This is a genomic window from Kribbella ginsengisoli (assembly GCF_039537185.1).
GTDB lineage: Bacteria > Actinomycetota > Actinomycetes > Propionibacteriales > Kribbellaceae > Kribbella > Kribbella koreensis.
In genome coordinates this window covers 212,151-238,236 of the sequence record NZ_BAABAA010000013.1, presented here as the reverse complement: position 1 = coordinate 238,236, position 26,086 = coordinate 212,151, and the positions used below count along the sequence as shown (strand labels likewise).

General features: G+C 67.8%; 26 protein-coding genes. 8 read left to right on the top strand and 18 right to left on the bottom strand.

The features are described from left to right. Positions 1 to 61 precede the first annotated feature (61 nt). Positions 62 to 1,516, bottom strand: a complete 1,455-nt coding sequence (argG, locus tag ABD768_RS34270; protein WP_343969214.1) for an argininosuccinate synthase — start codon at positions 1,514 to 1,516, stop codon at positions 62 to 64. Between the two features lie 59 nt (positions 1,517 to 1,575). On the opposite strand from argG, the gene ABD768_RS34265 reads away from it, so the two are divergent. Continuing rightward, complete coding sequence (locus ABD768_RS34265) at positions 1,576 to 2,598, top strand: zinc-dependent alcohol dehydrogenase family protein (RefSeq protein ID WP_344847746.1); 1,023 nt, start codon at positions 1,576 to 1,578, stop codon at positions 2,596 to 2,598. A 392-nt stretch (positions 2,599 to 2,990) separates the two neighbouring features. Here the strand turns inward: ABD768_RS34265 and ABD768_RS34260 are convergent, their stop codons facing one another. Beyond that, on the bottom strand, positions 2,991 to 4,220 hold the full coding sequence (locus tag ABD768_RS34260; protein WP_343969208.1) for a helix-turn-helix domain-containing protein: 1,230 nt from the start codon (positions 4,218 to 4,220) through the stop codon (positions 2,991 to 2,993). Between the two features lie 160 nt (positions 4,221 to 4,380). Here ABD768_RS34260 and ABD768_RS34255 point away from each other — a divergent pair, with 160 nt between their 5' ends. Genes ABD768_RS34255 through ABD768_RS34245 form a run of 3 tightly spaced genes read left to right on the top strand, consistent with a single transcriptional unit; the run spans position 4,381 to position 7,191 of the window. Next, the gene (locus tag ABD768_RS34255) at positions 4,381 to 5,607 is read left to right on the top strand and encodes a DegT/DnrJ/EryC1/StrS family aminotransferase (RefSeq protein WP_344847743.1); all 1,227 of its coding nucleotides are present in this window, start codon (positions 4,381 to 4,383) and stop codon (positions 5,605 to 5,607) included. After that, on the top strand, positions 5,600 to 6,448 hold the full coding sequence (locus ABD768_RS34250) for an amidohydrolase family protein (RefSeq protein WP_344847741.1): 849 nt from the start codon (positions 5,600 to 5,602) through the stop codon (positions 6,446 to 6,448). The genes ABD768_RS34255 and ABD768_RS34250 overlap by 8 nt, the downstream gene beginning before the upstream one ends. Next, a complete protein-coding gene (locus ABD768_RS34245) occupies positions 6,448 to 7,191 on the top strand; it encodes an amidohydrolase family protein (protein ID WP_343969198.1) in 744 nt (247 codons plus the stop codon). The genes ABD768_RS34250 and ABD768_RS34245 overlap by 1 nt, the downstream gene beginning before the upstream one ends. Here the strand turns inward: ABD768_RS34245 and ABD768_RS34240 are convergent. Together ABD768_RS34240 and ABD768_RS34235 are read right to left on the bottom strand one after the other, a co-directional pair. Next, the gene (locus tag ABD768_RS34240) at positions 7,166 to 8,110 is read right to left on the bottom strand and encodes a dihydrodipicolinate synthase family protein (protein ID WP_344847739.1); all 945 of its coding nucleotides are present in this window, start codon (positions 8,108 to 8,110) and stop codon (positions 7,166 to 7,168) included. The genes ABD768_RS34245 and ABD768_RS34240 overlap by 26 nt on opposite strands. Then, complete coding sequence (locus tag ABD768_RS34235) at positions 8,110 to 9,228, bottom strand: mandelate racemase/muconate lactonizing enzyme family protein (protein WP_343969193.1); 1,119 nt, start codon at positions 9,226 to 9,228, stop codon at positions 8,110 to 8,112. Before ABD768_RS34235 ends, ABD768_RS34240 begins: the two co-directional genes overlap by 1 nt. A gap of 98 nt (positions 9,229 to 9,326) precedes the next feature. Between ABD768_RS34235 and ABD768_RS34230 the strand changes: the two genes are divergently transcribed. Beyond that, the gene (locus tag ABD768_RS34230) at positions 9,327 to 10,289 is read left to right on the top strand and encodes an LLM class flavin-dependent oxidoreductase (protein WP_343969191.1); all 963 of its coding nucleotides are present in this window, start codon (positions 9,327 to 9,329) and stop codon (positions 10,287 to 10,289) included. Here ABD768_RS34230 and ABD768_RS34225 read toward each other — a convergent pair. The 9 genes from ABD768_RS34225 to ABD768_RS34185 form a co-directional block, all read right to left on the bottom strand. Further along, positions 10,286 to 11,095 (bottom strand): carbohydrate ABC transporter permease, encoded by an 810-nt coding sequence (locus ABD768_RS34225; protein WP_343969189.1) that lies wholly within the window; start codon positions 11,093 to 11,095, stop codon positions 10,286 to 10,288. The genes ABD768_RS34230 and ABD768_RS34225 overlap by 4 nt on opposite strands. Next, positions 11,095 to 11,910, bottom strand: coding sequence for a carbohydrate ABC transporter permease (locus ABD768_RS34220; protein ID WP_343970959.1), 816 nt, complete (start codon positions 11,908 to 11,910; stop codon positions 11,095 to 11,097). Before ABD768_RS34220 ends, ABD768_RS34225 begins: the two co-directional genes overlap by 1 nt. An 80-nt stretch (positions 11,911 to 11,990) precedes the next feature. Continuing rightward, the gene (locus tag ABD768_RS34215; RefSeq protein ID WP_344847735.1) at positions 11,991 to 13,253 is read right to left on the bottom strand and encodes an extracellular solute-binding protein; all 1,263 of its coding nucleotides are present in this window, start codon (positions 13,251 to 13,253) and stop codon (positions 11,991 to 11,993) included. Between the two features lie 55 nt (positions 13,254 to 13,308). Further along, positions 13,309 to 15,312, bottom strand: a complete 2,004-nt coding sequence (locus ABD768_RS34210; RefSeq protein ID WP_344847733.1) for a hypothetical protein — start codon at positions 15,310 to 15,312, stop codon at positions 13,309 to 13,311. Positions 15,313 to 15,368: 56 nt separating this feature from the next. Next, entirely contained in the window at positions 15,369 to 16,133 is a 765-nt protein-coding gene (locus tag ABD768_RS34205) for a hypothetical protein (protein ID WP_343969183.1), read from the bottom strand. Continuing rightward, positions 16,130 to 17,281, bottom strand: a complete 1,152-nt coding sequence (locus ABD768_RS34200) for an L-histidine N(alpha)-methyltransferase (RefSeq protein WP_343969181.1) — start codon at positions 17,279 to 17,281, stop codon at positions 16,130 to 16,132. The genes ABD768_RS34205 and ABD768_RS34200 overlap by 4 nt, the downstream gene beginning before the upstream one ends. A gap of 102 nt (positions 17,282 to 17,383) precedes the next feature. After that, positions 17,384 to 17,584 (bottom strand): cold-shock protein, encoded by a 201-nt coding sequence (locus tag ABD768_RS34195; RefSeq protein ID WP_343969179.1) that lies wholly within the window; start codon positions 17,582 to 17,584, stop codon positions 17,384 to 17,386. 160 nt (positions 17,585 to 17,744) lie between these two features. Then, positions 17,745 to 17,924 carry a hypothetical protein gene (locus ABD768_RS34190; RefSeq protein WP_343969177.1) on the bottom strand — a complete coding sequence of 60 codons (180 nt, stop codon included), beginning with the start codon at positions 17,922 to 17,924 and terminating at the stop codon, positions 17,745 to 17,747. Further along, a complete protein-coding gene (locus tag ABD768_RS34185; protein WP_344847729.1) occupies positions 17,924 to 19,345 on the bottom strand; it encodes a PspC domain-containing protein in 1,422 nt (473 codons plus the stop codon). Before ABD768_RS34185 ends, ABD768_RS34190 begins: the two co-directional genes overlap by 1 nt. Before the next feature lie 193 nt (positions 19,346 to 19,538). Between ABD768_RS34185 and ABD768_RS34180 the strand changes: the two genes are divergently transcribed. Further along, a complete protein-coding gene (locus ABD768_RS34180) occupies positions 19,539 to 20,927 on the top strand; it encodes a PspC domain-containing protein (protein WP_344847727.1) in 1,389 nt (462 codons plus the stop codon). After that, positions 20,924 to 21,565 carry a response regulator gene (locus ABD768_RS34175; protein ID WP_343969171.1) on the top strand — a complete coding sequence of 214 codons (642 nt, stop codon included), beginning with the start codon at positions 20,924 to 20,926 and terminating at the stop codon, positions 21,563 to 21,565. Before ABD768_RS34180 ends, ABD768_RS34175 begins: the two co-directional genes overlap by 4 nt. A 3-nt stretch (positions 21,566 to 21,568) precedes the next feature. Here ABD768_RS34175 and rpsR read toward each other — a convergent pair whose 3' ends face one another. Further along, positions 21,569 to 21,808, bottom strand: coding sequence for a 30S ribosomal protein S18 (gene rpsR / locus ABD768_RS34170; protein ID WP_343969169.1), 240 nt, complete (start codon positions 21,806 to 21,808; stop codon positions 21,569 to 21,571). A 123-nt stretch (positions 21,809 to 21,931) separates the two neighbouring features. On the opposite strand from rpsR, the gene ABD768_RS34165 reads away from it, so the two are divergent. Beyond that, complete coding sequence (locus ABD768_RS34165; protein WP_343969167.1) at positions 21,932 to 23,254, top strand: C1 family peptidase; 1,323 nt, start codon at positions 21,932 to 21,934, stop codon at positions 23,252 to 23,254. Between the two features lie 57 nt (positions 23,255 to 23,311). Here the strand turns inward: ABD768_RS34165 and ABD768_RS34160 are convergent, their stop codons facing one another. From ABD768_RS34160 to ABD768_RS34145, 4 genes are read right to left on the bottom strand one after another with little or no spacing between them, the layout of a single operon-like run. Then, positions 23,312 to 24,043, bottom strand: a complete 732-nt coding sequence (locus tag ABD768_RS34160) for an alpha/beta fold hydrolase (RefSeq protein WP_344847724.1) — start codon at positions 24,041 to 24,043, stop codon at positions 23,312 to 23,314. 55 nt (positions 24,044 to 24,098) lie between these two features. After that, positions 24,099 to 24,827, bottom strand: coding sequence for a PIG-L deacetylase family protein (locus ABD768_RS34155; protein WP_344847722.1), 729 nt, complete (start codon positions 24,825 to 24,827; stop codon positions 24,099 to 24,101). Further along, complete coding sequence (locus tag ABD768_RS34150; RefSeq protein WP_343969161.1) at positions 24,824 to 25,459, bottom strand: ClpP family protease; 636 nt, start codon at positions 25,457 to 25,459, stop codon at positions 24,824 to 24,826. Before ABD768_RS34150 ends, ABD768_RS34155 begins: the two co-directional genes overlap by 4 nt. Beyond that, positions 25,456 to 26,055: a ClpP family protease gene (locus tag ABD768_RS34145; protein ID WP_343969159.1), complete on the bottom strand. Its 600-nt coding sequence runs from the start codon at positions 26,053 to 26,055 to the stop codon at positions 25,456 to 25,458. The genes ABD768_RS34150 and ABD768_RS34145 overlap by 4 nt, the downstream gene beginning before the upstream one ends. Positions 26,056 to 26,086 lie beyond the last annotated feature (31 nt).

Genomic DNA, 26,086 nt, shown 5'->3' with positions numbered 1-26,086 from the left:
GCAGATGTGAGAGCCCCCAGCCGGTAGTCGGGCTGGGGGCTCCTGGTTTGCTCGTACTTCGTCAGTCGGTGCCGGACTCCATCGCGGCGCTGTCCAGCAGTTCGTCGGCCGGGTTGGTCTCGCCGCGGGAGGCGATGGCGTCCGCGCCGCCGGCGGTCAGCTCGCCGATCAGGGTGGTCTCGCCGAGCTGGTTGGTCTCGGCGCCCAGGAGCTGGGCGTGGGCGGTACCGATCAGGCCCAGGCCGGCGTACTGCTCGAGCTTGGCGCGGGAGTCGGCGATGTCCAGGTTCCGCATGGTCAGCTGGCCGATCCGGTCGACCGGGCCGAACGCCGAGTCCTCGGTCCGCTCCATCGACAGCTTGTCCGGGTGGTAGCTGAACGCCGGGCCGGTGGTGTCGATGATCGAGTAGTCCTCGCCCCGCCGCAGCCGCAGCGTGACCTCACCGGTGATCGCCGAGCCGACCCAGCGCTGCAGTGACTCCCGGATCATCAGCGCCTGCGGGTCGAGCCAGCGGCCCTCGTACATCAGCCGGCCGAGCTTGCGGCCCTCGTTGTGGTACGACGCGACGGTGTCCTCGTTGTGGATCGCGTTCACCAGCCGCTCGTACGCCGCGTGCAGCAGCGCCATGCCCGGCGCCTCGTAGATGCCCCGGCTCTTGGCCTCGATGATCCGGTTCTCGATCTGGTCGGACATCCCGAGCCCGTGCCGGCCGCCGATCGCGTTGGCCTCCAGCACCAGGTCGACGGCCGAGCCGAACTCCTTGCCGTTGATCGTCACCGGCCGGCCCTGGACGAAGCCGATCGAGACGTCCTCGGTGGCGATCTCCACCTCGGGGTCCCAGAACTTGACGCCCATGATCGGCTCGACCGTCTCGATCCCGGTGTCCAGGTGCTCGAGCGTCTTCGCCTCGTGGGTCGCGCCCCAGATGTTCGCGTCGGTCGAGTACGCCTTCTCGGTACTGTCCCGGTACGGCAGGTCGTGGGCGACCAGCCACTCGCTCATCTCCTTGCGGCCACCGAGCTCGGTGACGAAGGCGGCGTCCAGCCACGGCTTGTAGATCCGCAGCTTCGGGTTGGTCAGCAGACCGTACCGGTAGAACCGCTCGATGTCGTTGCCCTTGTACGTCGAGCCGTCGCCCCAGATCTGGACGTCGTCCTCGAGCATCGCCCGGACCAGCAGCGTGCCGGTCACGGCCCGGCCCAGCGGGGTGGTGTTGAAGTACGCCCGGCCGCCGGTGCGGATGTGGAACGCTCCGCAGGTCAGCGCGGCCAGCCCCTCCTCGACGAGCGCCGCGCGGCAGTCGACCAGCCGGGCGATCTCGGCGCCGTACTCGCCGGCGCGGCCGGGGACGGAGTCGATGTCGGGCTCGTCGTACTGCCCGATGTCGGCGGTGTACGTGCAGGGGACCGCGCCCTTGTCGCGCATCCACGCGACCGCGACCGAGGTGTCGAGCCCTCCGGAGAAGGCGATGCCGACCCGTTCGCCGACGGGCAGAGACGTGATGACCTTGGACATGAGAATAAGTATGCATTGGTCTGCATGATCATGCAAACCGGGTGGATAGGATGCGCTGCATGCGCGCTGTTGTGATCCGCCGGTACGGCGTACTGCCCGTGGTCGAGGAAGTCGCTGCCCCTGAGGTTGAGCCGGGTGGAGTGGTGCTGAAGGTGGAGGCGACGGGGCTGTGCCGGAGTGACTGGCATGGGTGGCAGGGCCACGACCCGGACATCGTGCTGCCGCACGTACCGGGTCACGAACTGGCGGGGACGATTGCTGCTGTTGGCGCCGGTGTTTCCGGGTGGGCCGTAGGGGATCGGGTGACGTCACCGTTCATCTGCGCCTGCGGTACGTGCGAGCAGTGCCTGGCAGGCAACCAACAGGTCTGCCTTCGTCAACTGCAGCCCGGCTTCCACTACTGGGGCTCCTTCGCCGAGTACGTCGCCCTGCCGTTCGCTGCGGTCAACTTGGTGCGGCTCCCGGATGCATTGGACTTCGGCACCGCGGCTGGCCTCGGCTGCCGCTTCGCCACCTCTTTCCGCGCTGTGCGGCAGGTCGGCCGGGTTGCTGCCGGCGAGGACGTGGTGATCTTCGGCTGCGGCGGGGTCGGCCTGTCCGCGGTGATGATCGCCTCTGCCTTGGGTGCCAGGGTCATAGCTGTCGACACCAACCCTGCGGCTCTGGAGTTGGCCCGCTCGTACGGCGCCGCTGAGGTGGTGCTGTCATCGTCCAATGTCGTGCCCGAGTTGCTGGAGCTGACCGACGGTGGGGCGCAGGTGACGATGGACGCCCTAGGCTCCGCTGCCATCGTCCAATCAGCGCTGACCGCCTTGCGGCCGCGAGGGCGGCACATACAGGTCGGGTTGTTGCCGGGAGGCGTACAGCTGGATGTGGGTCGGCTCATCGGTCAAGAGCTTGAATGGCTGGGCAGCCACGGGATGCCCGCCCACGCCTACCCCGAGATGCTCGCCCTCGTCGCCTCCGGCAACCTCGCCCCCGACAAGCTGATCACCCGCACAATCACCCTCGACGAAACCCCAACAGCCCTGGCCGCCCTAACCAACGGCACCCCACCCGGCGTAACAGTCATCACCCCCTGACCTCACCCCCCGGCAACCACCCCCTTGGCAACCACCCCCTGGCACACCGCCCGGTAACCCGCCACCCGGCCAAGCGCCTCCACGCATCCGAAGACACCAAACGGCGACCTTGAACACCATCCGGCGGGCGTGAACAAGCAATACGGTGTTCAACCCCACCGGTTGGTGTTCAAGCCCGCTAGTGGTGGGCTTGAACAGCAAGCAGCGACTTTGAACACCAAATGGTGGGCGTGAACAAGTAATACGGTGTTCAACCCCACCGGTTGGTGTTCAAGCCCACTAGTGGTGGGCTTGGAGTGCAAGTGGCGACTTTGAACACCAAATGGGGGGCGTCGACAAGTAATACGGTGTTCAAGGTCGCCGGATGGTGGTTAGAGCGGGCGGTGGTGGGGCTAGAGGCGGATTAGGTAGACGGTTGGGGGGCGGCCGGTTCGGCCGTGTTGTTGGCTGCCTATGGGGTCGGCCAGGCCGGCTCGCTCCAGGCGTTTGAGGACTCGGCGGGCGGTGCGGAGTTGGACTGCCAGGTGTTCGGCTACGTCTTGGGTGGTTAGGCCGTCGGGGAGGGTGGCGACTAGCTCTCGCATGCGGGAGAGGGTCTGGGTGTTCAGGCCGACTCGGCGGGCTAACAGGGGGAGGGACTCGGGGGCGCGGTCGGGGAGTGGCTGGTCCTGGTCGCTGGACGGTTCGATGACTATTTCTACGTCGTCGGACATGGAGACGACCCCGGCCACCGGTCCCATGGAGGCTGCGCGGGAGACGGCTCGGCGGGCTAGTGCCTCGGCTTCGGCGGCGGTGCGGCCTACTCCGAAGCCGACTCGGGCGGTGGCGTGGCGGGCGGCTAGAGCGTCCAGTAGCGGCATGCGGCTGAATTGCTCGGTTGCCTGCTCCAGGAGACCGCGGGTGGTGACTACTAGGTTCCGGCCGTCGGGTAGTACGGCGAGACTGCCGCCCAGGGTGATCAGGTCACGGGCGAGCGCCTCGTCGGGCTCGGGCAGCTCGATGATGCCGAGGGCGACCTGGGCGTCCCCGACGTGCTGACCGGTAGTGGTGAGGACGAGCGCCTGCAGGGTCGATTGGATCGAGTACCGCGACGGCGCGAGCCGCACCGACGGCATCTCGTTCTCCAGCAGGTGGAAGGCCGAGCCGAGGCAGCTGATCGCGATCTTGGTCTCGTGCTGCTCACGAGCATTGCGGTGGAAGGCCACGATGTCGCCGGACGTGAGGCCGGCCCGGTACGGAAGTACCTGGATGTCGTCCGTCGGCAGCTTCGCCTCGATCAGCGTCTCGAACACCTCACTGCGGCGCAGGGTGTCGATCGACAGCCGGGTGACGTCGTGGCCGAGCCGCAGCAGCTCGACGAGCGCGCGCAGCAGGGTGGCGCCGTCGTACGAGACGTACATCGCAGGCCGGTCGATCACACCGGCCTCGGTGGCGATCGTGAACGGCACGACGCCGGTGAAGAGGATCGCGTCGACCCGCTCGTGGACCTGCTCGACCAGCTGGACGGCCTCGGTCTCGTGCCGGTAGGGCAGCGGGACGAGAGTCGCCGGGTGGTTCGCAGTACCGACTGCGAGGACACGCTGGACCAGGTCCTCCGGGCCGATGATCCCGACGCTGATCACTGCGCTGCGCTCCTCCGGAGGCCGATTTCGATTCAGGTCCGGCCCTCAAATCGGCACAATAGCGCACTGCTTGCGCGATGTGAGGAAACTTGACGCCATCTGACGCCGTCTCCTACCTTTCGGTCAGGGCCTAAATTATCGCGGACTGGGAGAGGCGCACATGACCGGTGACCCAGTACGCCGTACGCCGCTGCCCGGAGTGCTCGAACCGGCCGGCCGGACCATCGGCGCGCAGGAGCGCGCGGCGGTGCTGAGGGTGCTCGACTCGGCTGTGTTGTGCAGCACATTCGGCGGCGAGACGCGGGCCCTCGAAGCGGAGATGGGCGAGCTGTACGGGCGGGATGCGGTCGCCTGCAGCTCCGGTACTGCGGCGTTGCACCTCGCCGTCGCGGCCGTGGGGTTCGATCCGGGCGACGAGGTGATCACGACGCCGATCTCCGATTTCGGGACGGTCGCGCCGATCCTCGCGCAGAACGGCGTACCGGTGTTCGCCGACGTGGACCCGATGACGGGGAACCTGGACCCGGCGGCAGTCGAGGCGGCCATCACGCCGCGGACCCGCGCGATCATCGTGGTGCATCTGTTCGGTGGGGCTGCTGACGTGGTGGGGCTGCGGTCGGTAGCTGACCGGCATGGGTTGGTGCTGATCGAGGACTGCGCCCAGGCGTGGCTTGGGACGACCGCCGGTGGTGAGTTGCTCGGGACCTTCGGGGACATCGCCTGTTTCAGCCTGCAGCAGTACAAGCACATCACCGCCGGCGATGGCGGGCTGGCAGTCACCGCCAACGCCGACCTGGCGACCCGGATGCGCCTCTTCATGGACAAGGGCTGGGACCGCTCGGGCGGGCGGGTGCACCTGGTACTCGGCCTCAACTACCGAATGACCGAGCTGGTCGCCGCCGTAGCCCGAGCCCAACTGGCGAAGGTCGCCGACGTGGTCAAGCGCCGACGGCGGTCGGCGGAGCAGTTGGTGGCGGCGCTCGGCGGGACCGCTGGTCTGAGCGGACACGGGCCCACCGGTGTGTCGGCCGAGGGAGTGCTGGCTGGGGTTGCGTTGCCTTCGCTGGCGGGCCACGCGTTCTGGCTGTTTCCGCTGGTCGTTGCCAGTGACAACCATGTGTGGGCCGAGGCGCTGACCGCCGAAGGTGTACCTGCCTCAGCCGGTTACCTGGACCGCACCCTCTACGCGAACCCAGTCTTCACCGGACCGATCTACGGAGCCTCCCGCTATCCGTTGGAAGGCAGGGAATACCCAGCCGGGCTGTGCCCGAACGCCGAGCGTCTGATCGACCGGACGCTGGTTGTCCTGCCGTGGAACGAGGCGTATACCGAGACTGACGTGGACGACATCGCCCGCGCGATCCGGAAGGTGCACCCCCATGGCTGACTGGCTCATCCGGTCACCCGAGGAACACATCCAGTACGACGTAGACGTCCTCTTCGGCCCCTGGCCCAGCCACCCCACGGACATGGACCTGGCCGGCCTCAAAGCCCACCTGTCCCACCACCACATCCAAAACGCCCTGACCCTCTCCACCCGAGGCGCCCTCTTCTCCGACCGCGCAGGCAACGCGGAGACGCTGGCCGCCACCCGCCAACCCCCCAACCCGTCGCCTTCGGCGACCTCGCCGTCCGGTGAAGGGCGGCCGGGTGGGGCTGCTGGGCAAGGTGGCTGGATGGGTGAAGATACTGGGCGTCGTGGTGGCTCGGAGGTGGGGCTGGTTCCTGTGGGGACAGTTGACCTTCGGGACGCGGTGGGAGCGGCGGAGCAGCTGGATGGGCTGGTGGGGAACGGGGTTCGGTTTCTGCGGCTGTTCACCGGGGCGCAGGGGGTGCAGGGGGAGACTCCGGCGTACCGGCATGTGGTTGGGGAAGCGGTCGCGCGGGGGATGGTGATTTTGCAGGATGGGGATCCGCGGAAATTCGGGGCGGTGCTTGCCGGGCGTGGGGCGGATGTGGTCTTCCTGGATCTGCATGTCTATCTGCTCGGCGACTTCGTGCTGATGGCGAAGCAGGAGCCCGGGTTCAGGGCGACCACGCGGATGCTGTCCAGTCCGGATGGGATCGAGCGGGTGGTGGACAGTGTGGGTGCTCGGCATCTGGTGTTCGGGTCGCGGACGCCGTTCATGGATGTCTCGCCGCAGACGTTGCGGTTGCGGTATGCGCGGATCGGTGCTGAGGACCGGGCATTGATTGCTGGGGGCAACATCCAGGGGCTGATGGGCTGATGCGGATCATCGATGTGCATGGACATTGGGGACCCTGGCCGTTCCACCTGGACGTGGGGGACGTTGCGCTCAATCTCGAGTTGATGGATCGGTATGGGATCGAGCGGCAGATCGTGTCGGGTGCCGAGGCGGTCGTGTTCGACGCGGTGGCGGGGAATGCGAAGCTCGCCGAGGTGCTTCAACAGCAGCCGCGGCTTCACGGGTATGCGGTGGTGAACGCGAATCGGCTGGAACGAAGTGCGCAGGATCTCAGGGACTGCCTGAGTACGGGACGGTTCGTGGGGGCGAAGATTCATACGACTTATCCAGGAGTGGCGATCGGATCGCCGTTGATGGCGGATGCGTTCGACATGCTGGATGAGGTCGGGGTGCCGTTGTTGCTGCACACCTGGGGAGCGGATGTCGCCTTGCTGCCGGGGATGCTGGCCACCAGGCCAAATCTCAAGGTGATCGCGGGGCATGCGGGAGGCGATGCTTGGCGAGAGGCGGCGCGGGCCGCGGCCGAGTGCGAGCGGATCTATCTCGAGCATTGCCGGACGGTGACGGACGCGGGCCGGATTGCCTACGCCCGCAGCATCGGCGTACCGATGGAGCAGTTTCTGTTCGGGACGGACTCGACGTTGATCGATCCGTGTATTTCGCTCGGGGTGATCCGGGACGCGGGCTTCACCGAGCCGGAGTTGAGAAAGGTGCTGTCGGAGAATGCGCTGCGACTGTTCAAAGGCCTTGCAGACAATGGATGACGAGGTCGCGGTCCGCGGCCGGCAGCGCGGGGCCGTAGGGGTCGTGCGCGGCTTCCTCCGGGATGAGCCCTTCCCAGACCGCGGCCCACAGCATGCGCTGGACGTAGCCCTCGATCGGAGCGTAGAAGGTGGCGGCGGCGAACCGGTCAAGCCGCTCCGACGCAAGCAAGAAGCCTGACGAGTCCCCAGTGGTCCACGCACGCAGTACTGCGGCCGAGAGCTCCACCTGCGCAGCAGCGATGCCCACCAGAGCGGTATCGGCGCCCCACATCATCGACGGCCCGTACATCCGGTCCTCGCCGGTGATCAGCAACTTCCCCGTACTACGCCCCGCCCAGATCGCGTCCTGACACTCGACGGCCCGGTCGAGCGTCGCCGTCTTCACCCCGAGCATCTCCGGCAGCGACAGCAACTCCTTGATCAGCGAAGGCGGGTACGGGTACCCACCAGCCTCCCCATGCAGGTAGAAGCCCACCAGTGGCAGCCCACTCTCGGCAGCAACCCGCTGATGCAACCGCACCGCCGCAGCCGAGCCATCAGCCAACTCCGCATACGCAGCAAGCGGATAGACCATCACCGCATCGGCCCCGAAGCCCGCGGCCGCTACAGCCATCGCCACCGTGGCGTCCTCCGCCTCCCGCAACCCCACAACCCCGGTACTACGAGGCACGCCGACCCCCGCGACCAGAGGAGCCGTAGTAGCTGCCCGCCAGGTCGCCAGGACCTTCCCGCGATCCGCCTCACTCAGGTAGAGCCCCCGCCCGGTATGCGCCCACACCGCCACTCCACCGATCGGCCCTGCCGCGATGGCAGACGCATAGGCAGCCAGAGCGTCAAAAGCGACCACACCATCAGCGCTCATCGGTGTGACGACAGCAGGGAGCAGCGTGCCGCGGAGTTGCTCAACCAGTGCGTGCATCAGAGGTCATGCCCCAGTCCTGGCCGGGTAGGCACTTCCACCCAGCCGTTGACGTCGCTGAAGGTCTTGGGAGCCAATGGCTCCTCACGGACCAGCAGCGGTCCGACCAGGTCAGCCGGGACGGTAGCACCCGGCACCGCCGCCGCCAGGTGTACTGCGGCCAGCGTCGCCACTCCTAGCTCCGGCATAGACCCCACCTTGACCGCCACCCCGGCCGCCTCGGCCAGATGAGCGATCTGCAGCGCACGATGCAGCCCACCCACCTTGAGGATCTTGATGTTCAGTACGTCCGCAGCGCCCCGCCGCACGATCTCCAGAGCGTCCTGCAGCGACTGCATGCTCTCGTCGACCATCAGCCGCAGGTCAAGCCGCTCCCTGAGCCGCACCAGCCCGGCCAGATCCCACCGCGGTAGCGGCTGCTCCACCAGCGCCAGACCCGCGTCAGCCATCTTGGAGAGCACCGGCAGCGCAGTACCCGCGTCGTACCCCTCATTGGCATCCAGGCACAGCTCTGCGCCCGGTGGAAGCGCAGCAAGGACGGCCCGGACCAGTTCGAGGTCCCGCGAAGGGTCCTCGCCGCCCTTGACCTTCAGATGCCGAAACCCACGCTCGGCGTACTCCGCAGCCTCCGCCGCCATCTCGTCGAGCGTGCCCAGCCCGACGACCCAAGCAGTCTCCACCCGAGAGCGGATGTTGCCACCCAGCAGGACATGCACCGGCCACCCGCTCAGAACACCCGCCAAGTCATGCAGAGCGATGTCCAGCCCCGACTTGGCCACATGCTGGCCGCGCAGCGCGGAATCCATCAGCAGATGAGCACCGGCCCGGTCGAGTGGGTCGTGGCCGACCAGGGCAGGCGCAAGGTGGTCCTCGATCGCAGTACGGACGCCTGCCAGCGTCTCGCCGGTATATGCGGTCATCGGCGACGTCTCCCCGACGCCGACGACGCCGTCGGTCGTCTCGACCTCCACCACCAAGCTGACCAGCTCGTTGCTGACCCCGCTGCTGATCCGGAACGGCCGTCGATACGCTGCGCGCACCACCCGGGTCCGGATCCGCGCGATACCACCGGTGGCCGCGGCGGCCGGCAGACCGATGGGCTGCGATGCAACACTCATGAGTCCGCCCCCTGGAGTCGCGCTCTGTAGGAAAAGCACTTACGGTCAAGACCGTAAGTATCTGACACGGTTGATGTCAATGACGAAAGGCGGCATCCATGCGGCTGGGCCTCTATCTGAACTTGTACGGCGACGAGGCGGATCGACCCTCCCTGGAGGACGGCGTCGAGCAGGCTCGCCTGGCCGAGCAGGCCGGCTTCGAATGGGTCGTCCTCGGTGAACGCCACCTGTACCGTCCTGGCTATCACGAGATCCTCACCTCCGCGACCTGGCTGGCCGCGAAGACCGACAGGATCGGCATCGCGACCGCCGGCATCGTCGCGCCGTTGTACCAGCCCGTCGTACTGGCCGAGGCGCTCGCGCATCTCGACGTGCTGTCGGGCGGGCGGCTGACCGCGGGGTTCGTGCTCGGCTACCGGCCGGAGGAGTTCGCCCTGTACGGCGTGACGCAGGCCGAGCGGGTGGCGCGGTTCGAGGAGTGCCTGGAGATCATCACCCGGCTGTGGACCGAGGACGAGGTGACGTACGACGGCAAGTTCACCAGCATCCACGAGGCGTTCCTGTCGCCGAAGCCGGTGCAGAACCCACGCCCGCGGATCTGGAACGGCGGGCGCGTCTCCGCGATGCTCGAGCGCACCGCCCGGATGTGCGACGGCTGGACGACCTCGTTCAACGAGCTGGACGCCGACCTGCCCGGCAAGATCGCCGAGTACAGGTCGTACGAAAGAGGCGAAGGCACGCTCGGCGCTGAAGTGATCGTTTGCCGGGAAGGATTCGCGGCGAAGACCTCGCAGGAAGCACGGCAGGCGCTGGAGGAGCCGCTGCGGGATCTGTACGACGCCTACACCGGCTGGAAGCGCACGTCGGCCGACGCGTCGCGTTACACCCAGGGCTGGGACGACATCGCTGCCCGCAGCATCATCGGCTCACCGGCCGGGTGCGCCGAACGGATCCAGCACTACGAGGAGCTGGGTGCCGACGGCATCATCCTCCGGATCCAGCCGCCGGGCATGCCGCAAGCCGATGCGCTGAAGGCGATCGAGGCCTTCGGAAACCTCTAACTCTTGAGGCCCGTCATGGCGATGCTGTCGGTCAGGTACCGCTGCAGCAGCCCGAAGACGAGCAGGCTCGGGACGACGGTGATGGTCGCGCCGGCCATCACCTGGTTGATCGGGACGGCCTCGGTCTGCAGGCTGGCCAACCCGACCGTCAAGGTCTGCATCTGCGCCGACTGACCGATCACCAACGGCCAGAGGAAGTCGTTCCAGTGCCAGAGGAAGACGAAGATGCCGAGCGTCGCCAGCGCCGGCCGGACCAGCGGCAGCACGATCATGGTGAACGTCCGCCACTCCGACGCTCCGTCGAGCTCGGCAGCTTCGAACAACTCGTCCGGCAGTTGGCTGATGAACTGCCGCATCAGGAAGACGGCCTGCGAGTTGGCCAGCGTCGGCACGATCAGACCCCAGTACCCGTCCACCCAGCCGAGCTTCGCGACCAGGATGTACGACGGGATCAGGGTCGCCTGGAACGGCACCATCAGCGTCGCCAGGAAGGCCCAGAACATCAGCTCCCGTCCTGGGAAGCGCTTCTTCGCAAAGGCGTAGCCGGCCATCGCCGCGAACAGCAGGATGAAGAGCACCGAGACGAGCGAGTAGACCAGCGAGTTGATCGTCCAGCGTGGGATGTCCGAGCTGGACAGTACGTCGGAGAAGTTCTGCCAGGTCCAGCGCGACGGATCGAGCGCACCCGGGAAGGTCTGGCCGCTCGGTGGCGCGAAGGCGACCAGCACCATCGCGGCGAACGGCACGATCGTCACGATCGCGGTCAGCGCGAGCAGGGTCGGCATAGTTAGCCGGGCGGGACGCATCAGTCGTCCCTCCCCACGAAGCGACGCTGGACCAGCGAGACGACCAGCACGATCAGGAACAGCACCAGCCCGATCGCGCTCGCGTAGCCGAAGTCGAAGAACTTGAAGCCCGAGTCGTACAGGAAGTACACGAGCGAGTAGCTCGACCGGACCGGGCCGCCGGCCGTCATCACGTACATCGCGTCGAAGACCTGGAACGCGCCGATCGTCTCGATCACCAGCACGAAGAACAGGATCGGCCGCAACTGCGGCAGCGTGATGTACCGGAACCGCTGCCAGCGGCCGGCGCCGTCGATCGTCGCCGCCTCCAGGTAGGACTGCGGCACCGCCTGCAGCCCGGCCAGCAGGATCAGCATCGAGTAGCCGAATCCCTTCCAGGCCGAGGTGACCGCGATGGACGGCAGCACCGACGAGGAGTTGCCGAGGAAGTCGTACGGGCCGAGGGAGACGAGTCCGAGGACGCCGTTGAACAGGCCGTCCTCGACGTTGTAGATCCATTTCCAGAGCACGGCCGCGAGCACGATGCTGGTCACGTACGGGAGGAAGAAGACGCCCCGGAAGAAGCCGCGGCTCCAGACCACCTGGTGCAGCAGCAGCGCGGTAGCGAGGGAGAGCAGGACGGTCAACGGCACGAAGATCAGCGCGTACGTGAGGGTGACCAGCAGGCTGTCGCGGAACAGCTGGTCGCCGAACAGTCGCGAGTAGTTGTCAAAGGCAATGAAAGACCACTGGCCGTTGAGCCGGTAGTCGGTCAGCGACAGCAGGAACGCGCCGACCACCGGTACGAACCGGAAGACCACGAACAGCACCAGCATCGGCGCCACGAACAACAGCCCGGCCAGCGGGGAGGTCGCGCGGCCTCCCTCCGTCTTTGCCGCGCGCCCTCCCCGCGAGTTCACCGTTGTCGCGACAGCAGGTCGTTCGCCTGCTTCGCTGCGTCGTCCAGAGCCTGTTGAGGAGTCTTCTTACCGGTCAGCGCGGCCTGCAGTTCGACCGCGAGCAGGGCGTTCACCTGCCGGGCGGCCTGATTCGGCTGGCCGGGGAAGGCGTACTGCAAGGCGTCGGCGAACTTGGCCGCCTCGGCATCCTTGGCCGGCACCTTCGCATCGGTCCGCGGGGACAGGAAGCCGGACGCCGTGCCGAGGCTGACCACCTGCTTGGGATCGATCATGAAGGACAGGAACTTCTCCGCGCCGGCGACGTTCTTCGACGCCGCGTTCACGCCGAGTCCGCCGGGCAGCCCGAAACCGACCTGCTTCTTGTTCTTGAGCGGCAGGCCGATGACCACATTGCCCGCGCCCCAGGTGGTCTCCACCGTCTTGGCGTCGGCGAGCGTGTTGGCGAAGCCCATCGCGACCTGCTGCTTGCCCAGTGGCGCGTCGGCGACCAGGTTGGCGTTGGTCAGCGCGCCCTTCGGGATCGCGCCGTCGTTGTACAGGCTGGTCAGGAAGGTCAGCGCCTCGACGCCGGGCGCCTCGTTGAAGGTCGCCTTCTTGCCGTCCTCGGAGAAGACCGAGCCGCCGGCCTGCCACAGCAACGGGTAGAAGTTGAGGTTCATCGTCGCGCTCGGCGAGGCCGAGTAGTCCAGTGTCGCGACGCCGGCCGCCTTGAGCTTCGGCGCGGCCGCCTTGATCTCGTCCCAGGTCTGCGGCGGAGTGGTGATCCCGGCCTTGTCGAGCAGTTTCTTGTTGTAGATCGTCGTCGTGACCGTGTGGTAGATCGGCGCGGCGTAGATCTTGCCGTCGACGGTCAGTGCGTTGAGAGCGCCCGGCAGGAAGTTGCTCTTGGCCGGATCGATCACCTTGTCGACCGGCGACAGCGAGCCGTTCGCCACGTACTGCGGGATCTGGTCCGGGTTCAGCACCACGACGTCCGGGCCCTTGCCGCCGGAGAACGCGGTGGCGAGCTTCTGGTCGCGCTCGGCCCAGGGCTGCTGCTCGATCTTCAGGTCGGTACCGGAGTTGGCCGCCTCGAAGTCCTTCTCGACCTGCGCCCAGTAGGCATCGCCGGCCTTCTGGTCGCCGATCACGGGATACATCCAGACGGTGACGGTGCTTGACGACGACGACGGCTCGTCGGAGCCGCCGCAGGACGTGATCGAGGCCGCCACCGCCAGCACGGCGAGCGGTGCCAGGATGCGGTTGACGCTGGTTCTCATCGGACCCCCTCTAATAACGGTCCAGGCCGAAACTACTGGGAAGGAAATTCGGCTGTCAACGATTAAGGTCGATCTTGAAAAGCTGTGCTCCGGTTGTGACCAGTAACTGAGTGTCACCGCGTACTGCGATCCGCCGGTTGGCCTGGGTCAGCCAGACAGCGGGTGGAGTGCGCTGCCACGGGGTGAGCTTGTAGAGCTTGGTGCCGTCGATCCCGGCGTACAGGGCGTCCCGGGTCGCGACGATGTCGCCGCCGGCCGTGGTGGTGCCGACGTCGAAGCGGCGCTTGAGCCGGCCGCGCAGCGTGTCGACGGCGAAGATCGTCTTGCCGGCCACGCCCCAGAGCAGGCCGTCGGGGCCGATCGCGACCGAGTTGACCGTGCCGGCGCCCGCGATCGGGGTCTCCCAGAGCTTGCGGGAGTTGCGGACGTCCCAGGCGAAGACGGTGCCCTCGGCCCGGGTCGGGGGAGTCGTGGTGAGGCCGCCGGTGATCGACGTTCCGCCGTACACGATGCCGTGGTCGGCGGCGAGGCCGAAGATGCTCTCGTCCTGGACGACGTTGCGGAAGGTCTGGGTGGTACCGGTCACCGGGTCGTGGATGGCGAGGGCGCCGCCGAGCCGGTCGCCCTCGGGGACGGTGCCGATGGCGATCTTGCCGTCCACCTCGGCGAAGGCCCGGGCGCGCATCTGCTGGTCGGCCTTCATGTTGACCTCGAGGCGCGGGTTGTCCGGTGTGCCGGGTGGTCCGGGCGAGTACTCCGGGCTGCTCCACGGCTGGCGTGGGTCGTAGGAGTAGACGCGGGCCTCGGGGTAGTTGCCGATCCAGACGCGGCCGTCGGATGCCTCCATCACGGCCTCGGTCTGGGAGAAGCGGTTGAAGGTGGCCGCGCCGGTTTGCGGGTCGACGACCGAGACGCCGCCGTTGAGGAAGCCGCCGACGTAGGCCGATTGCTTGCCACCGGCAACCGAGAGGATCTCGATCGGCTCCCGGCGTACGGCGGACTGGATGATGTCGGACTTGCCGGTCTGCGGGTTGTAGCGGAAGAGCTCTCCGCGCCACAGCGTGCCGACGATGCTCTTGCCCGGGTAGTCGGGCAGGCCGAGCTCGGCCCAGCCGATCGCGCGGGCGTTCTGGATCCGGCCGGTGAAGGTCAGGCCGGTGCCGGTCAGGGCTTTCGCTGCCGGGTCGTAGCGTTTGAGCTCGCCCTGCTGGATCAGGTAGATCTCGCCCTGGTCGCCGACCGGTGAGATGTTGAGGCCGTGGGCGGCGGGGATCTGGTCGGTCCAGGTGCGGGTGGCGAGGTCGAAGACGCAGAGCGGGGCCGGGTACGCCGTACTGAAGCGCGCGTAGAGCTTGCCGGCGCGGGCGGCGAGGTCGTAGATGGCGAGGTTCCTGATGTCCGGAATCCCTGGTGGGGAAGGGACTTCGGACACTGTGCCGGTGGCCGGGTCGAGCTCGACGAGGTGGGCGTCGGGGTTGGTGCCGGCGTAGACCTTGCCGTTCGCGTAGGCGATGCTGCGGACGTACGTCTGACCGTGGACGGCCTGGCCGTAGTCGCGGACCGCGCCGGTCGCGGCGTCGTACCGGAAGAGCTTGCCGCCGGGGAAGGTGCCGCCGTAGATGTTGCCTTGCTCGTCGGAGGTCAGGCTCCAGATGTAGTTCTCACTGGCGACTGGCCGGCCCAGGTCCTCGACGGTGTCGCCCATGCCGGGGCGCCAGCGGTAGAGGTGGCCGTTGCTGTAGGTGCCGGCGTAGATGGAGCCGTCGGGGGTGGCGGTGACGGCGTAGCCGGAATCGGCGCCTTCCAGCGGGGCAGAGACGAGGCTGGCGCCGGTGGCCGGGTCCATGGCGTTCAGGTAGCCGGGCTTGCCAGTGGAGACGTTCCAGATGGCTGCCTTGCCGGGGACCGGGCCGGGGGCGACGGTGCCGCCGATCAGGAGTACGTCGGAGAGGGGGATGCCCAGGGAGACGGGGGTCGGTGGTGGTGGCTCGCTTGCCTGCGCGGTCGCGAGGGGCACCATTAGCAGGGTGGCGAGGGCAGCAGTCAGGAGTGCTCGCATGGGGTGACCTCCCGTGGGGCGGGGGCAATAACGGTCCTGTCCGAAAGCGTAGAGGCTCAGGGGGTCGGGAGGCGGCTCAGCAGGGTTTCGAGCATTTCGCGGGTAGCGGCGAAGTAGCTGTTCTCGCGGGTCAGGGCGCGGTGGAAGGCGGCCAGCTCGGCGGCGGAGATGGTGTTGGAGAAGGTGCTGATCTCGGTCAGGTCGAGGCGGCGGTTGAACAGGTGGACGGTGTCGCGCCAGCGGTGCAGGAGGGTGACGAGCTCGGCGTCGCGGTGCCGGCCGAGGGCGCCGGAGACGAGCGCGAGGTCGACGGCGGAGACGACGAGCCGTGGGTAGACCTGGCGTTGGGTGGGGGTTTTGGGGGAGAAGCGCTCGTCGGACAGGAGGCGGGTGTTCTCCTGCAGCTCGTCGGCCACGGCACGCAGTACGCCGGTACGCCGCTCCGCCTCCGCACTGAGCCGCTCGACAAAGATGCCGGTCAGTCCGGCGACCAGGGTCAGCGAGTTGACCGCCGGCTCCCACCGGCTATTGTCCGGCCAGAAGAACCAGATCACCCCCAACACGAACGCCAGCGCCAGCAACCCATAGCTGACCCAGGTGACGATCACCCGCCGGTACCCGGCCCACCGCGCATCACTGCTGGAGACGCGCAACGCTCCGGCAAGCAGCCGCAGCCGGGCCAGCACCCGCCATCGCGCCCGCCGAACCGGCGCATCGGCGATCGCATCACCGGCCGCCGGCTCTGCATCCACCCCGTCGGCATCACCCTCGCCAACCGCGCCCTCGGCGCGGTTCGGAGTACCGGCGGGACCCTCGGTCACTGGGACCAGATGTCTTCGGCGAGGAGGTTGGGGATTTCGGCGCCTTCGGGGGCCAGGAGCAACAGGTCCAGGCCGAAGGGGCTGGGGCGGCGGGCGTAGCGGAAGCCGGAGTGGGCGTGTTCGATCGCGGTCAGGCCGCACTCGGAGGTGATCTTCTTCAGCCGCTCAGTGGAGAACTTGCGGGTGGTGTAGAGCAGGATCGTGTCGTTGGGCTTGAGGGTGACCTCGGTGTGGTCGGGCAACCCCATCGTCATCGACTCGGAGGTGTTGTTCTGCCAGACGATCTTGACCAGCAGCGCGTCGTCGGTCTCCACCTCGCCGCGGTAGTCGATCAGACCGTCCTCGATCCGCAGATCCGTGTTGTAGCGCAGCGCACTGGTGACGAACTCGGCGAAAGCACGAGTCTGCTGGTACTCATCGGCGGCCGCATCCGCCGCCGTCTGGTCGAGACTGCTCGTGCTGGCGACCTCGAGCAGCAGCCGGTCCTGCGGGCGCAGGATCCGGGTGATCGTGCCGAGCAGCTCGAGATCGCTCTCGAAGTTGGCCAGCGTGTTGCCGGTCAGCGTGAACAGGATCGGCTCGTCGCCGACCAGCCGGGCCAGCATCTGGCCGAGCTCGCTCATGTTGTCCGCGATCGAGAAGTCGAGCTGGACCGGCAGCACCTGCGCCATCGGGAAGCCGAGCCCGCGGACCGGCTCCAGCGTTCCCATCCGGAGCATCTCCGAGCTCATGTCGACCGGGATGTAGAACATGTCCCGGTTCTTCCGGTACATGTCGGCCAGGATCGTCCGGTCCTTCACGCCGGTACCGACGCCCAGGCTGACGAAGTGGAAACCGGTCCTGTCGGTGTGCGGCCGGACCTTGCGCCAGTGCCGCAGGAACGACTCGGCGCCGGCCTTCATCACCAGGTAGAACGGGTCGTTGGTCGCGTTCGACCAGGCGATCGTCGGGCCGATCCCCCAGTAGGAGAAGCCGGAGGTGATCTGCTTGCCGTCACCGGTCTCCGAGTGCGGTCCGCGCAGGTCGCCGGTCAGCGTCGCGAGCTTGTCGGTCTGGTCCTCGCCGACCAGCATCAGCGACCAGGCGAAGTCGTCGTCGCGCAACGCCTGCTCGAGCTTCCGGATCACGTGCACCGGCTCGTCGGTCACTTCGCTTCCCCTCCCACAGTGAGAGGTCAGGTTACCGGTTGCCCACGCTCCGCGCAGGTGTGGAAAAGGGCTGCCGCGCCGCCCCGGACCGGAGCGCCCGTCTCAGAGGGTCTGGACCGCGTCGGCCTCGCGGCCCTTGGGTCCGTCGACCACCTCGAACTCGACCTGCTGGCCGTCCTCGAGCGTCTTGTACCCGTCGGTGACGATCTTGCTCCAGTGGACGAACACGTCGTCCTGGCCGTCCACGGCGAGAAAGCCGTAGCCCTTGTCGGCGTTGAACCACTTCACGGTGCCGCGCACCATCACAACTCCTGTAGACCTTCAACGGAACCCGCTGACCGGGCTCCTCGGGTGCCCGGCCACCGGTGAACCGGTTGATCGAGCGGTCAACAAGACTAACCCAGTCCGTGGTGGAGCCGTGTGAGGATCAGCCGCGGTGGACCGATCAGCCTCGGTGGGCCGATCAGCCTCGGTGGGAGGCGGCGAGGCCGATGATGCCCGCGGCGACCAGCAGCAGGGCGGCCGTGAGGCCGACGTCGTCGGTCTGGACCACGCCGTTGTCGTTGAGGATCCAGATCGAGGCGCCGCCGGTCAGCACGGTGCCGGCGATGATGCCCGGTACGTCCGGCTTGATCTTCCTCATCAGCGCTCCACCTTGATGCTGCCCAGCTTGACGTGCAGGTCGAGCACCACGCTCTGCTGGCTCACCTTGCCGTCGACGCCCAGATCGCTCACCGCCATGTCAGCAGTGTGCCCACCCTTGACCTTGCCGAAAGCATCGACCTGGCCGGTGTCGGCCTTCACGGTGCCGGTGACGTCGACGTTCGGCGGAAGCTTGACGACGACCTCGCCGGCCCCGCCGTCGACGAACACCTTGGCGCCGGGCTTGAAGACCGCCTTGGTCAGGTCCAGCTTCACCGACCCGGCGTCGAACCGGTACGTCGTACTGGCGGCGTCGATCGAATCCGCCGGGGTGGCGACGAACTTCACGTCGGCGAAGTCGCGGGGGACGTGCGGGAAGACGGTGCTGGCCGCGATGCCGAACGCGAGCAGGATTCCGAGCGGCAGCAGGCCGATGGTCTTGCCCAGGAACCCACCGATCAGCATGCCGGCGCCGAGGGTGCCCAGCCCGATCACCAGCGTCGTGGTGGTCTGTGCGCCGGAGGCCCAGGCGATGGCGATCGCCGCGGCGGACAGCAGGACGATCGCTGGCTTCACTCCGCGGTACCCCTTGACCGGGGGAGCAGCGGGCGGCCGGGTGGCCGCAGTTGTGGTGGTTGGGGGCTCATCGACGTACAGCCCCAGCGGGTCGTCCTCGGTCCAGATGGGCTGGACCGGCTCGGTCACCCGATCCTGAGGGCGCTCTGCAGCCGAGGCTCGCTGGTCAGCGGGGACATCCTGCGGGCTGCCTGCGCTGCCCGCATTAGGCGTGCCTGCACCGGCTGCACCGGGCTGGCCGGGTGGGGGGCGGTTGGCTGCGCTCCATTGGGCTGCTTGCTGGGCCCATTGAGTGCCGTGGTGGCCGCGCCGCTGTGCTCGCTCGATGTGGCGTTCGGCGTGGCGCTGGACGCGCTCGACGGTGCGCTGGGCCCGCTCCGCGCTGCGCTCGCCCCAAGCGCCATTGCGGTGCCCCCAGTGGCTGCGGCCCTTGCGGCGGAACACGAACAGCCAGAGCAGCCCGAGCACCACCAGTGGCCCGGGAACCAGCTTGCCGAAGTTGAAGGACGACATGAGCGCGATGGCGGAGAACACGCAGACACCGATCACCACCGGCCACAGCCACGGGTGGTCGGGCCGTACCCGGTCACCGAGCACCCCCTGAGCGGCCGAGCGGTCGCTGCCCTCGTCCGGCATCAGCACCCAGGCCGCGATGTAGAAGATGATGCCTGGGCCGCTGAGGATCAGTACTGCCATCACTACCCGGATCAGCACGGGGTCGACGTTCAGTGCGCGGCCCATGCCGCCGCAGACTCCGGCGAGCATCCGGTCCGACCGACTACGGCGCCAGCTCTGCACATCCTTCAGCTGGTCGCGGTCGAATCCCCCGCTCGAGTTCTGCTCCATGCCATCGATAGTGTCCCCTCCGGGCCTGCGGCAACATCGGGGATCCCCCTTTGCCGACCCCGGGTCGCCGGTCGGCAACAGTCGGCTAGGGGTTCACCCCGGGCCGACCCTGAGCGCAGCGAGTGACCGTTGAGGAGTCAGCCGGGGAGAAGCCTGCTGGTGCGCGGCCTGCTGGCATGTGACGATCGTGGGGATGACACAACCAGCTGCAACCGCGCCTCCGGGCGGGTCCTCGGGCCCGGTCGGCGGTTCGTATGCCCCGGGGCCGCCGTACAGCCCCCCTGGAGCGCAGCAGCAGCCGCCACCTGGCAACGAGCCCCCACCGGTACGCCGCGCCTACCGGCGAGCCGAAGGCCGCGTATTGAGTGGCGTGGCCGGCGGCATCGCTGACCACCTCAACGTGTCCGACACCGTGGTCCGCCTGGTCTTCATCGGCGCCACGGTCTTCGGCGGATTCGGCGTACTCATCTACGCCGCGCTCTGGTTCCTCATGCCGCTCGAAGTGTCGACCGGCCCCAACGCACCCGGTCTGGCCGCTGCTACTCGCAATGGGATGCGCCCGGAGACCCCAGTGCCTCCGATCGCGTCACCGAGCAAGGAGCGGCGCAAGGAGAAGAGCCGCGGCCAGCTGACCGCGCTGGTCGTCGTCGGCATCGGCGTACTGCTGCTGCTCAACGTGGCCGGGTTCGGCGTCGCGGGCAAGATGTTCTGGCCGCTGGTGTTCGCCGGTACCGGTCTGGCGCTGATCTGGCGGCAGGCGGACGAGGGGCAGCGCAACGCGTGGGTCGGCAAGGCCCCGACGCTCAACACGTTGTTCGGCAAGGGTGGCTGGAAGTCGGTCATCCGGGTCGCTGTCGGCCTGATCCTGATCGGGACCGCAGTCACCGTCTTCCTGGTGCAGAACGGCCGGCTGTCAATGGTCGGCGACGTACTGGTCGCCCTGCTGCTCGCAGTGGTCGGTATCGGCGTCATCGCGGGGCCGTGGGTGCACCGGCTCAGCCGTGACCTCAACAACGAGCGTGCTGAGCGCGTGCGGTCGCAGGAGCGGGCCGACATGGCCGCGCACCTGCATGACTCGGTGCTGCAGACGCTGGCCCTGATCCAGAAGCAGGCGAACGACCCGCGGGCCGTAGTACGGCTGGCTCGGTCGCAGGAGCGCGATCTGCGGTCCTGGCTGTACGACGAGGACGACAACACCGACCAGACCCTGGCCGGAGCGGCGAAGCGGGCCGCTGCCGAGGTGGAGGACTCCCACGGCGTACCGGTCGAGGTGGTGACCGTGGGCGACTGCGACCTGACCGAGGGGCTGTCGGCGATGGTCCGGGCGGCGCGCGAATCGATGGTGAACGCCGCCAAGCACTCCGGAGCTGACAAGATCGACGTGTTCGTCGAGGTGGACGGGGACCGGGCCGAGATGTTCGTCCGGGACCGCGGCAAGGGCTTCGACACCGACGGGGTGCCGGAGGACCGGCTCGGGCTGCGGCACAGCGTGATGGGCAGGATGGAACGGCACGGCGGCCGCGCAACGGTGCGGTCGAACCCGGAGACAGGCACCGAAGTGCGACTGGAGATGGACAGATGACACAGAGGCGAGTGGTGGTCATCGACGACCACGACATGTTCCGGGCCGGCGTGCGCAGTGAGATCGGCGCCTCGGTGGAGATCGTCGGCGAGGGCGCCGACGTGGAGTCCGCGGTCAAGGCGATCGTCGGGACCGAGCCGGACGTGGTGCTGCTCGACGTGCACCTGCCCGGCGGCGGTGGTACCGAGGTGATGAAGCAGGTGCACCAGCGGCACCCGGAGATCAAGTTCCTGGCGCTGTCGGTCTCCGACGCGGCCGAGGACGTGATCGGCGTGATCCGGGCCGGCGCCCGCGGCTACGTCACCAAGAACATCAGCGGCACCGAGCTGGTCGACGCGATCGGCCGGGTCGCCGACGGCGACGCGGTCTTCTCGCCGCGGCTGGCGGGCTTCGTCCTGGACGCGTTCTCCGGCGCCATCGACATCGCGTCGGTCGACGAGGACCTCGACCGGCTGTCCCAGCGCGAACGCGAAGTGCTCCGGCTGATCGCTCGCGGCTATGCCTACAAGGAAGTGGCCCGGGAGCTGTTCATCTCGGTGAAGACGGTCGAGACCCACGTCTCGTCGGTACTGCGCAAGCTCCAGCTGTCCAACCGGCACGAACTGACCCGCTGGGCCACCGACCGCCGGCTGGTCTGACGGTCAGCGGCCGCCGGTGGAGGCATAGGGGAGCAGGGCCATCTCCCGGGCGTTCTTGATCGCCCGGGCAACCTGCTTCTGCTGCTGGACGGTGAGCCCGGTGACCCGGCGGCTGCGGATCTTGCCGCGGTCGGAGATGAACTTGCGGAGCAGGGCCGTGTCCTTGTAGTCGACGAACTCGACCTTGTGCAGCGGGTTCTGCTTGGGCTTGCGGGGACCGGCGGGCTTGCCACGTTGTGCCATCGTCACACCTTACATACTATTGACAATCGTTTTCAAATAGCGTGGCGAGTTGTGGCCAGGGCACAGATTCGCCACCCCGACAGGGGCGCAGCGGGCTTTGGGACTGTTATACCGTCGACTCTCATGGAGCGGAATCTCACAGCCGAACAGCTCGCGCTCTTCGAGAAGGAGTTCGCGTCGAACCCGCAGTACCGGGTGATGCAGAACGCCGTCACGGAGACACCGATCGCCAAGATCGCCCTGGATCGCCAGATCGTCACCTCGATCGACCATTCCGTGTCGAACCTGCTGGACGACTGGAAGGTGACGAACCAGAAGAAGAGCGGCCGGTGCTGGCTGTTCGCCGGCCTGAACCTGCTCCGGGCCGGGACCGCCGCCAAGCTCGGCGTGAAGGACTTCGAGTTCTCCCAGAACTACCTGCTGTTCTGGGACAAGTTCGAGCGGGCCAACTTCTTCCTCGAGGCGATGATCGACACCGCCGATCGCGACGTCGACGACCGGACCGTGGCGCACCTGCTGTCCGACCCGATCGGTGACGGCGGCCAGTGGAACATGTTCGTCGCGCTGGTCCGCAAGCACGGCCTGGTGCCGAAGACCGCGATGCCGGAGACCGAGAGCTCGTCGGCCACCGCGCAGATGAACGACTCGCTCCGCAAGCTGCTCCGGCAGGGGGCGCGCGACCTGCGCAAGATCGAGGGCGCCGAGGCACAGCGGGCGCACAAGCAGGAGCTGCTGACCACGATCCACCGGGTGCTGAGCATCCACCTGGGCACGCCGCCGCAGAAGTTCCTGTGGCAGTGGAAGGACAGCGACAAGGGCTTCCACCGCGACGGCTGGACGACGCCCGCCGAGTTCGCCGCGGCGTACGTGACCCTGCCGGTCGACGATTACGTCTGCATCGTGCACGACCCGCGCGAGTCCAGCCCGGTCGGCAAGACCTTCACCGTCGACTACCTCGGCAACGTCATCGACGCGCCGCCGGTGGTCTACCTGAACGTCGAGATCGACCTGATGAAGCAGCTCACCCAGGACGCGATCGTGGCCGGTGAGCCGGTCTGGTTCGGGTGCGATGTCGGCAAGCAGATGTCGGCCGACCTCGGCTACTGGGACGCCGCGCTGTACGACTTCGGCGCCGTCTACGACACCGAGTTCTCGCTCGACAAGGCCGAGCGGCTGCTGCACCACGAGACGCTGATGACGCACGCGATGCTGTTCACCGGGGTCGACCTGGTCGACGGCAAGCCGCGCCGCTGGCGGGTCGAGAACAGCTGGGGCGACGAGAAGGCCGACAACGGCTTCTGGACGATGAACGACTCCTGGTACGCCGAGCACGTCTTCGAGATCGCCGTCCGCAAGTCGTCCCTGCCGGCCGACCTGCAGGCGCGCTTCGACGAGGCCCCGATCGTCCTTCCGGCCTGGGACCCGATGGGCGCCCTGGCCGACTGATCACCTGTACTTCCGAATGGCCGGCGCACCCCGCGCCGGCCATTCGCTGTATCGGCTCTAGAGTGACGCGCGGATCAGCGCCGTCATCTCCTCCGGCCGCTCCAGCGACGGCAGATGCCCGGCCCACGCGAGCTCGGTGTGCTCGACGTTCGGCAGCAGTTCGGTCAGGTACTCCGCGCAAGCGCCGAAGAACTTCAGCTCATGCGCACCAGTGAAAAGCCTGATCGGCGCCGTGATCCCACCGACCTCCCATTCGTCGGCGTCCACCTCGCCTGTCGCCAACTGCACCTCGAACGCATGCCGCTGCATCACCCGCACCAGCTCACGCGCCGCGTCGTCCGCCTCCGGCCCCACCGACGTCCGCACGTTGAGCTCCGTCGCCCCGTCGACATCCCCGGCTTCGAGCAGCGCGTTCTCCTCGGCCGCGAACGCCCGGAAGTCATCGGTCGGCACCACGTTGTCGGCCGGCGGCGACATCAGCACCAGCCGCTCGAACCGCTCCGGCGCCCGACTGGCCGCCTGCAGCACGACGTACGCGCCATAGGAAGCCCCGACGGCCTTCGTGACGGACACCCCCAGCTCATCGAGGACTTCGAGCACGTCCGCGGCATCGGCGTACTTCGCCCCACCTTCGAGCGGCGTCTCGCCGTACCCGCGCAGATCCACCGTGATCACCCGATGGTCGACCCGCAGATCCTCGATCTGCCGCTCCCACATCCGCGCATCACAAACCCCGGCGTGCACCAACAGCACAGCCGGCCCGTCCCCAACCACCCGATGAGAAATCACCCCCGGAGCCTCCCGCCCCACCCCCTCCCACCGCAAATCCTTTATCCACAGGCGATCAGCCGAGCCGGATGACGGTGAAGGCTTCGGCGTAGTGGGACTCGGGGAAGCCTGCCCGCTCGGCATTGTGGTTGAGCATGGTGCGGACCCGGGGGATCAGGGTGCCGGGGTCGGCGTGCTGGCTGGTGTGGGCCATCACGGCGGCGAGTTTCTGCTCGACGGTGTCGGTGATGTCGACGTAGTGGTTGAACTCGGGATGCGCGATCAGCCACAGTTCGCCGACCGTCCACGCCTCTTCGGTCAGCTCGGGGTAGGCGAACGGGTTGCCGGCGGCGGGGAAGAACGCGCGGACGGTGGCCTCGCCGGCCGCCAGGTGGTCGGGGTGCGAGGCGGGCAGCCGGGACCAGTTCCGCTCGGGCGACTGGCAGAGCAGCCGCTGCGGGCGGACCTGGCGGATCACCCGGGTGATGTCGCGGATCACGTCCTGGGTGGGCTCGAGGTAGCCGTCCTGGTAGCCGAGGAAATGCAGGTCGTGGACCCCTACCTGGGCGGCCGCGGCGGTCTGCTCTGCCCTCCGTACGAGCGGCATCTCGGCGCGGTCGCGGTCGGTCTCGAACCCACCGGCCTGGCCGTCCGTCACCATGCAGTAGCTGACCTCGATCCCCGCCTTGGTCCACAGCGCGACCGTGCCCGCGGCGCCGAAGTCGACGTCGTCGGGGTGCGCGGACACCACCAGCACGCGCTCGATTTCACTGTCAGGACGGGGATTCGCAGTCGGCACGGTCACGCGGTGACCTTAACTCCTGTCGCCGTCAGAGCAGGAGTGCGCTTGAGGTTGCGGTGCTGGATCACCTCGTCGGCGATGCCGTAGTCGCAGGCTTCCTGGGCGGTGAGGACGTGGTCGCGGTCGGTGTCGTGGCGCAGGCGCTCGATCGACTGCCCGGTATGGGCCGCCAGGATCGCCTCCTGCTGGCTGCGGACGCGGACCAGCTCATCGGCCTGCAGGATCAGGTCGGGGATGGTGCCTCGACCGCTTGCGCCGGGCTGGTGCAGTACGACGCGCGCGTGCGGCAGGATCGCCCGCTCGCCAGGTGCTCCGGCGGCGAGCAGTACTGCGCCGGCCGCGATCGCCTGGCCGACGCAGAACGTCGCGACGGGTGCGCTGATGACCTGCATGGTGTCGTAGATCGCGAGCATGGCCGTCATGTCACCGCCCTCGCAGTTGATGTAGAGGTTGATCGGGCTCTCCGGCTTGTCCGCCTCGAGGTGCAGCAACTGGGCGATCAGCGCGTTGGCGACGCCGGCGTCGATCGCAGTACCGAGGTAGATGATTCGCTCGGTCAGCAGGTGCGAGTAGACGTCCATGATGCGTTCGCCGCGCGGGTGCGGGCTGATCACGTTGGGAATCATGTAGCTCATGCGCTCGCTCCTACCTGGACAGGCATCACTTGGTCGAACGTCTCGACGATATGGTCGATGAACCCGTACGTCCGGGCCTCCTCGGCCGTGTACCACCGGTCGTGCAGCGAGTCGTCGAAGACCGTCTCGATCGACTGCCCGGTATCGGCCGCGACCAGGCCGAGCACGGTGTCGCGGATGTGCCGCAGGTCGTTCGCCTGGATCTCGATCTCCACCGCCGAGCCACCGATCCCGGCCGACCCCTGGTGCATCAGCACCCGCGCATGCCGGAGCGCGAAGCGCTTGCCCGGCGTACCGGCCGACAACAGGAACTGCCCCGCACTACAGGCCAGCCCGAGTGCCACCGTCGACACATCACACGGCACCAGCCGCATCACGTCCCGGATCGCCAGCATCGACGGCACGGACCCGCCGACCGAGTGGATCCACAGCGAGATGTCGGTCGACGGGTCCTCGGCCGCGAGGGTGAGGAACTGGGTGGCGAGCAGGGTCCCGTTGTCGTCGGTCAGCTGGCCGTCGAGGACGACGATCCGCTGCCGGTACAACGATTGCCGGGTCTGCTCGTTGAACATGGGAGTCTTCTGGTCATCCGCCATGTACCCACCATGGCCACCCGGCCGCCCCTCA

Excerpts from the sequence above, each read along its gene's own strand:
- ABD768_RS34225 (WP_343969189.1), bottom strand. The coding sequence starts at position 11,095 with ATGCGTCCCGCCCGGCTAACTATGCCGACCCTGCTCGCGCTGACCGCG.
- ABD768_RS34165 (WP_343969167.1), top strand. The coding sequence starts at position 21,932 with ATGGAGCGGAATCTCACAGCCGAACAGCTCGCGCTCTTCGAGAAGGAG.
- ABD768_RS34145 (WP_343969159.1), bottom strand. The coding sequence starts at position 26,055 with ATGGCGGATGACCAGAAGACTCCCATGTTCAACGAGCAGACCCGGCAA.
- ABD768_RS34265 (WP_344847746.1), top strand. The coding sequence starts at position 1,576 with ATGCGCGCTGTTGTGATCCGCCGGTACGGCGTACTGCCCGTGGTCGAG.
- ABD768_RS34215 (WP_344847735.1), bottom strand. The coding sequence starts at position 13,253 with ATGAGAACCAGCGTCAACCGCATCCTGGCACCGCTCGCCGTGCTGGCG.
- ABD768_RS34235 (WP_343969193.1), bottom strand. The coding sequence starts at position 9,228 with ATGAGTGTTGCATCGCAGCCCATCGGTCTGCCGGCCGCCGCGGCCACC.
- ABD768_RS34230 (WP_343969191.1), top strand. The coding sequence starts at position 9,327 with ATGCGGCTGGGCCTCTATCTGAACTTGTACGGCGACGAGGCGGATCGA.
- ABD768_RS34240 (WP_344847739.1), bottom strand. The coding sequence starts at position 8,110 with ATGCACGCACTGGTTGAGCAACTCCGCGGCACGCTGCTCCCTGCTGTC.
- ABD768_RS34220 (WP_343970959.1), bottom strand. The coding sequence starts at position 11,910 with ATGCTGGTGCTGTTCGTGGTCTTCCGGTTCGTACCGGTGGTCGGCGCG.
- argG (WP_343969214.1), bottom strand. The coding sequence starts at position 1,516 with ATGTCCAAGGTCATCACGTCTCTGCCCGTCGGCGAACGGGTCGGCATC.
- ABD768_RS34150 (WP_343969161.1), bottom strand. The coding sequence starts at position 25,459 with ATGAGCTACATGATTCCCAACGTGATCAGCCCGCACCCGCGCGGCGAA.
- ABD768_RS34190 (WP_343969177.1), bottom strand. The coding sequence starts at position 17,924 with ATGAGGAAGATCAAGCCGGACGTACCGGGCATCATCGCCGGCACCGTG.
- rpsR (WP_343969169.1), bottom strand. The coding sequence starts at position 21,808 with ATGGCACAACGTGGCAAGCCCGCCGGTCCCCGCAAGCCCAAGCAGAAC.
- ABD768_RS34175 (WP_343969171.1), top strand. The coding sequence starts at position 20,924 with ATGACACAGAGGCGAGTGGTGGTCATCGACGACCACGACATGTTCCGG.
- ABD768_RS34245 (WP_343969198.1), top strand. The coding sequence starts at position 6,448 with ATGCGGATCATCGATGTGCATGGACATTGGGGACCCTGGCCGTTCCAC.
- ABD768_RS34185 (WP_344847729.1), bottom strand. The coding sequence starts at position 19,345 with ATGGAGCAGAACTCGAGCGGGGGATTCGACCGCGACCAGCTGAAGGAT.
- ABD768_RS34255 (WP_344847743.1), top strand. The coding sequence starts at position 4,381 with ATGACCGGTGACCCAGTACGCCGTACGCCGCTGCCCGGAGTGCTCGAA.
- ABD768_RS34180 (WP_344847727.1), top strand. The coding sequence starts at position 19,539 with ATGACACAACCAGCTGCAACCGCGCCTCCGGGCGGGTCCTCGGGCCCG.
- ABD768_RS34195 (WP_343969179.1), bottom strand. The coding sequence starts at position 17,584 with ATGGTGCGCGGCACCGTGAAGTGGTTCAACGCCGACAAGGGCTACGGC.
- ABD768_RS34210 (WP_344847733.1), bottom strand. The coding sequence starts at position 15,312 with ATGCGAGCACTCCTGACTGCTGCCCTCGCCACCCTGCTAATGGTGCCC.
- ABD768_RS34250 (WP_344847741.1), top strand. The coding sequence starts at position 5,600 with ATGGCTGACTGGCTCATCCGGTCACCCGAGGAACACATCCAGTACGAC.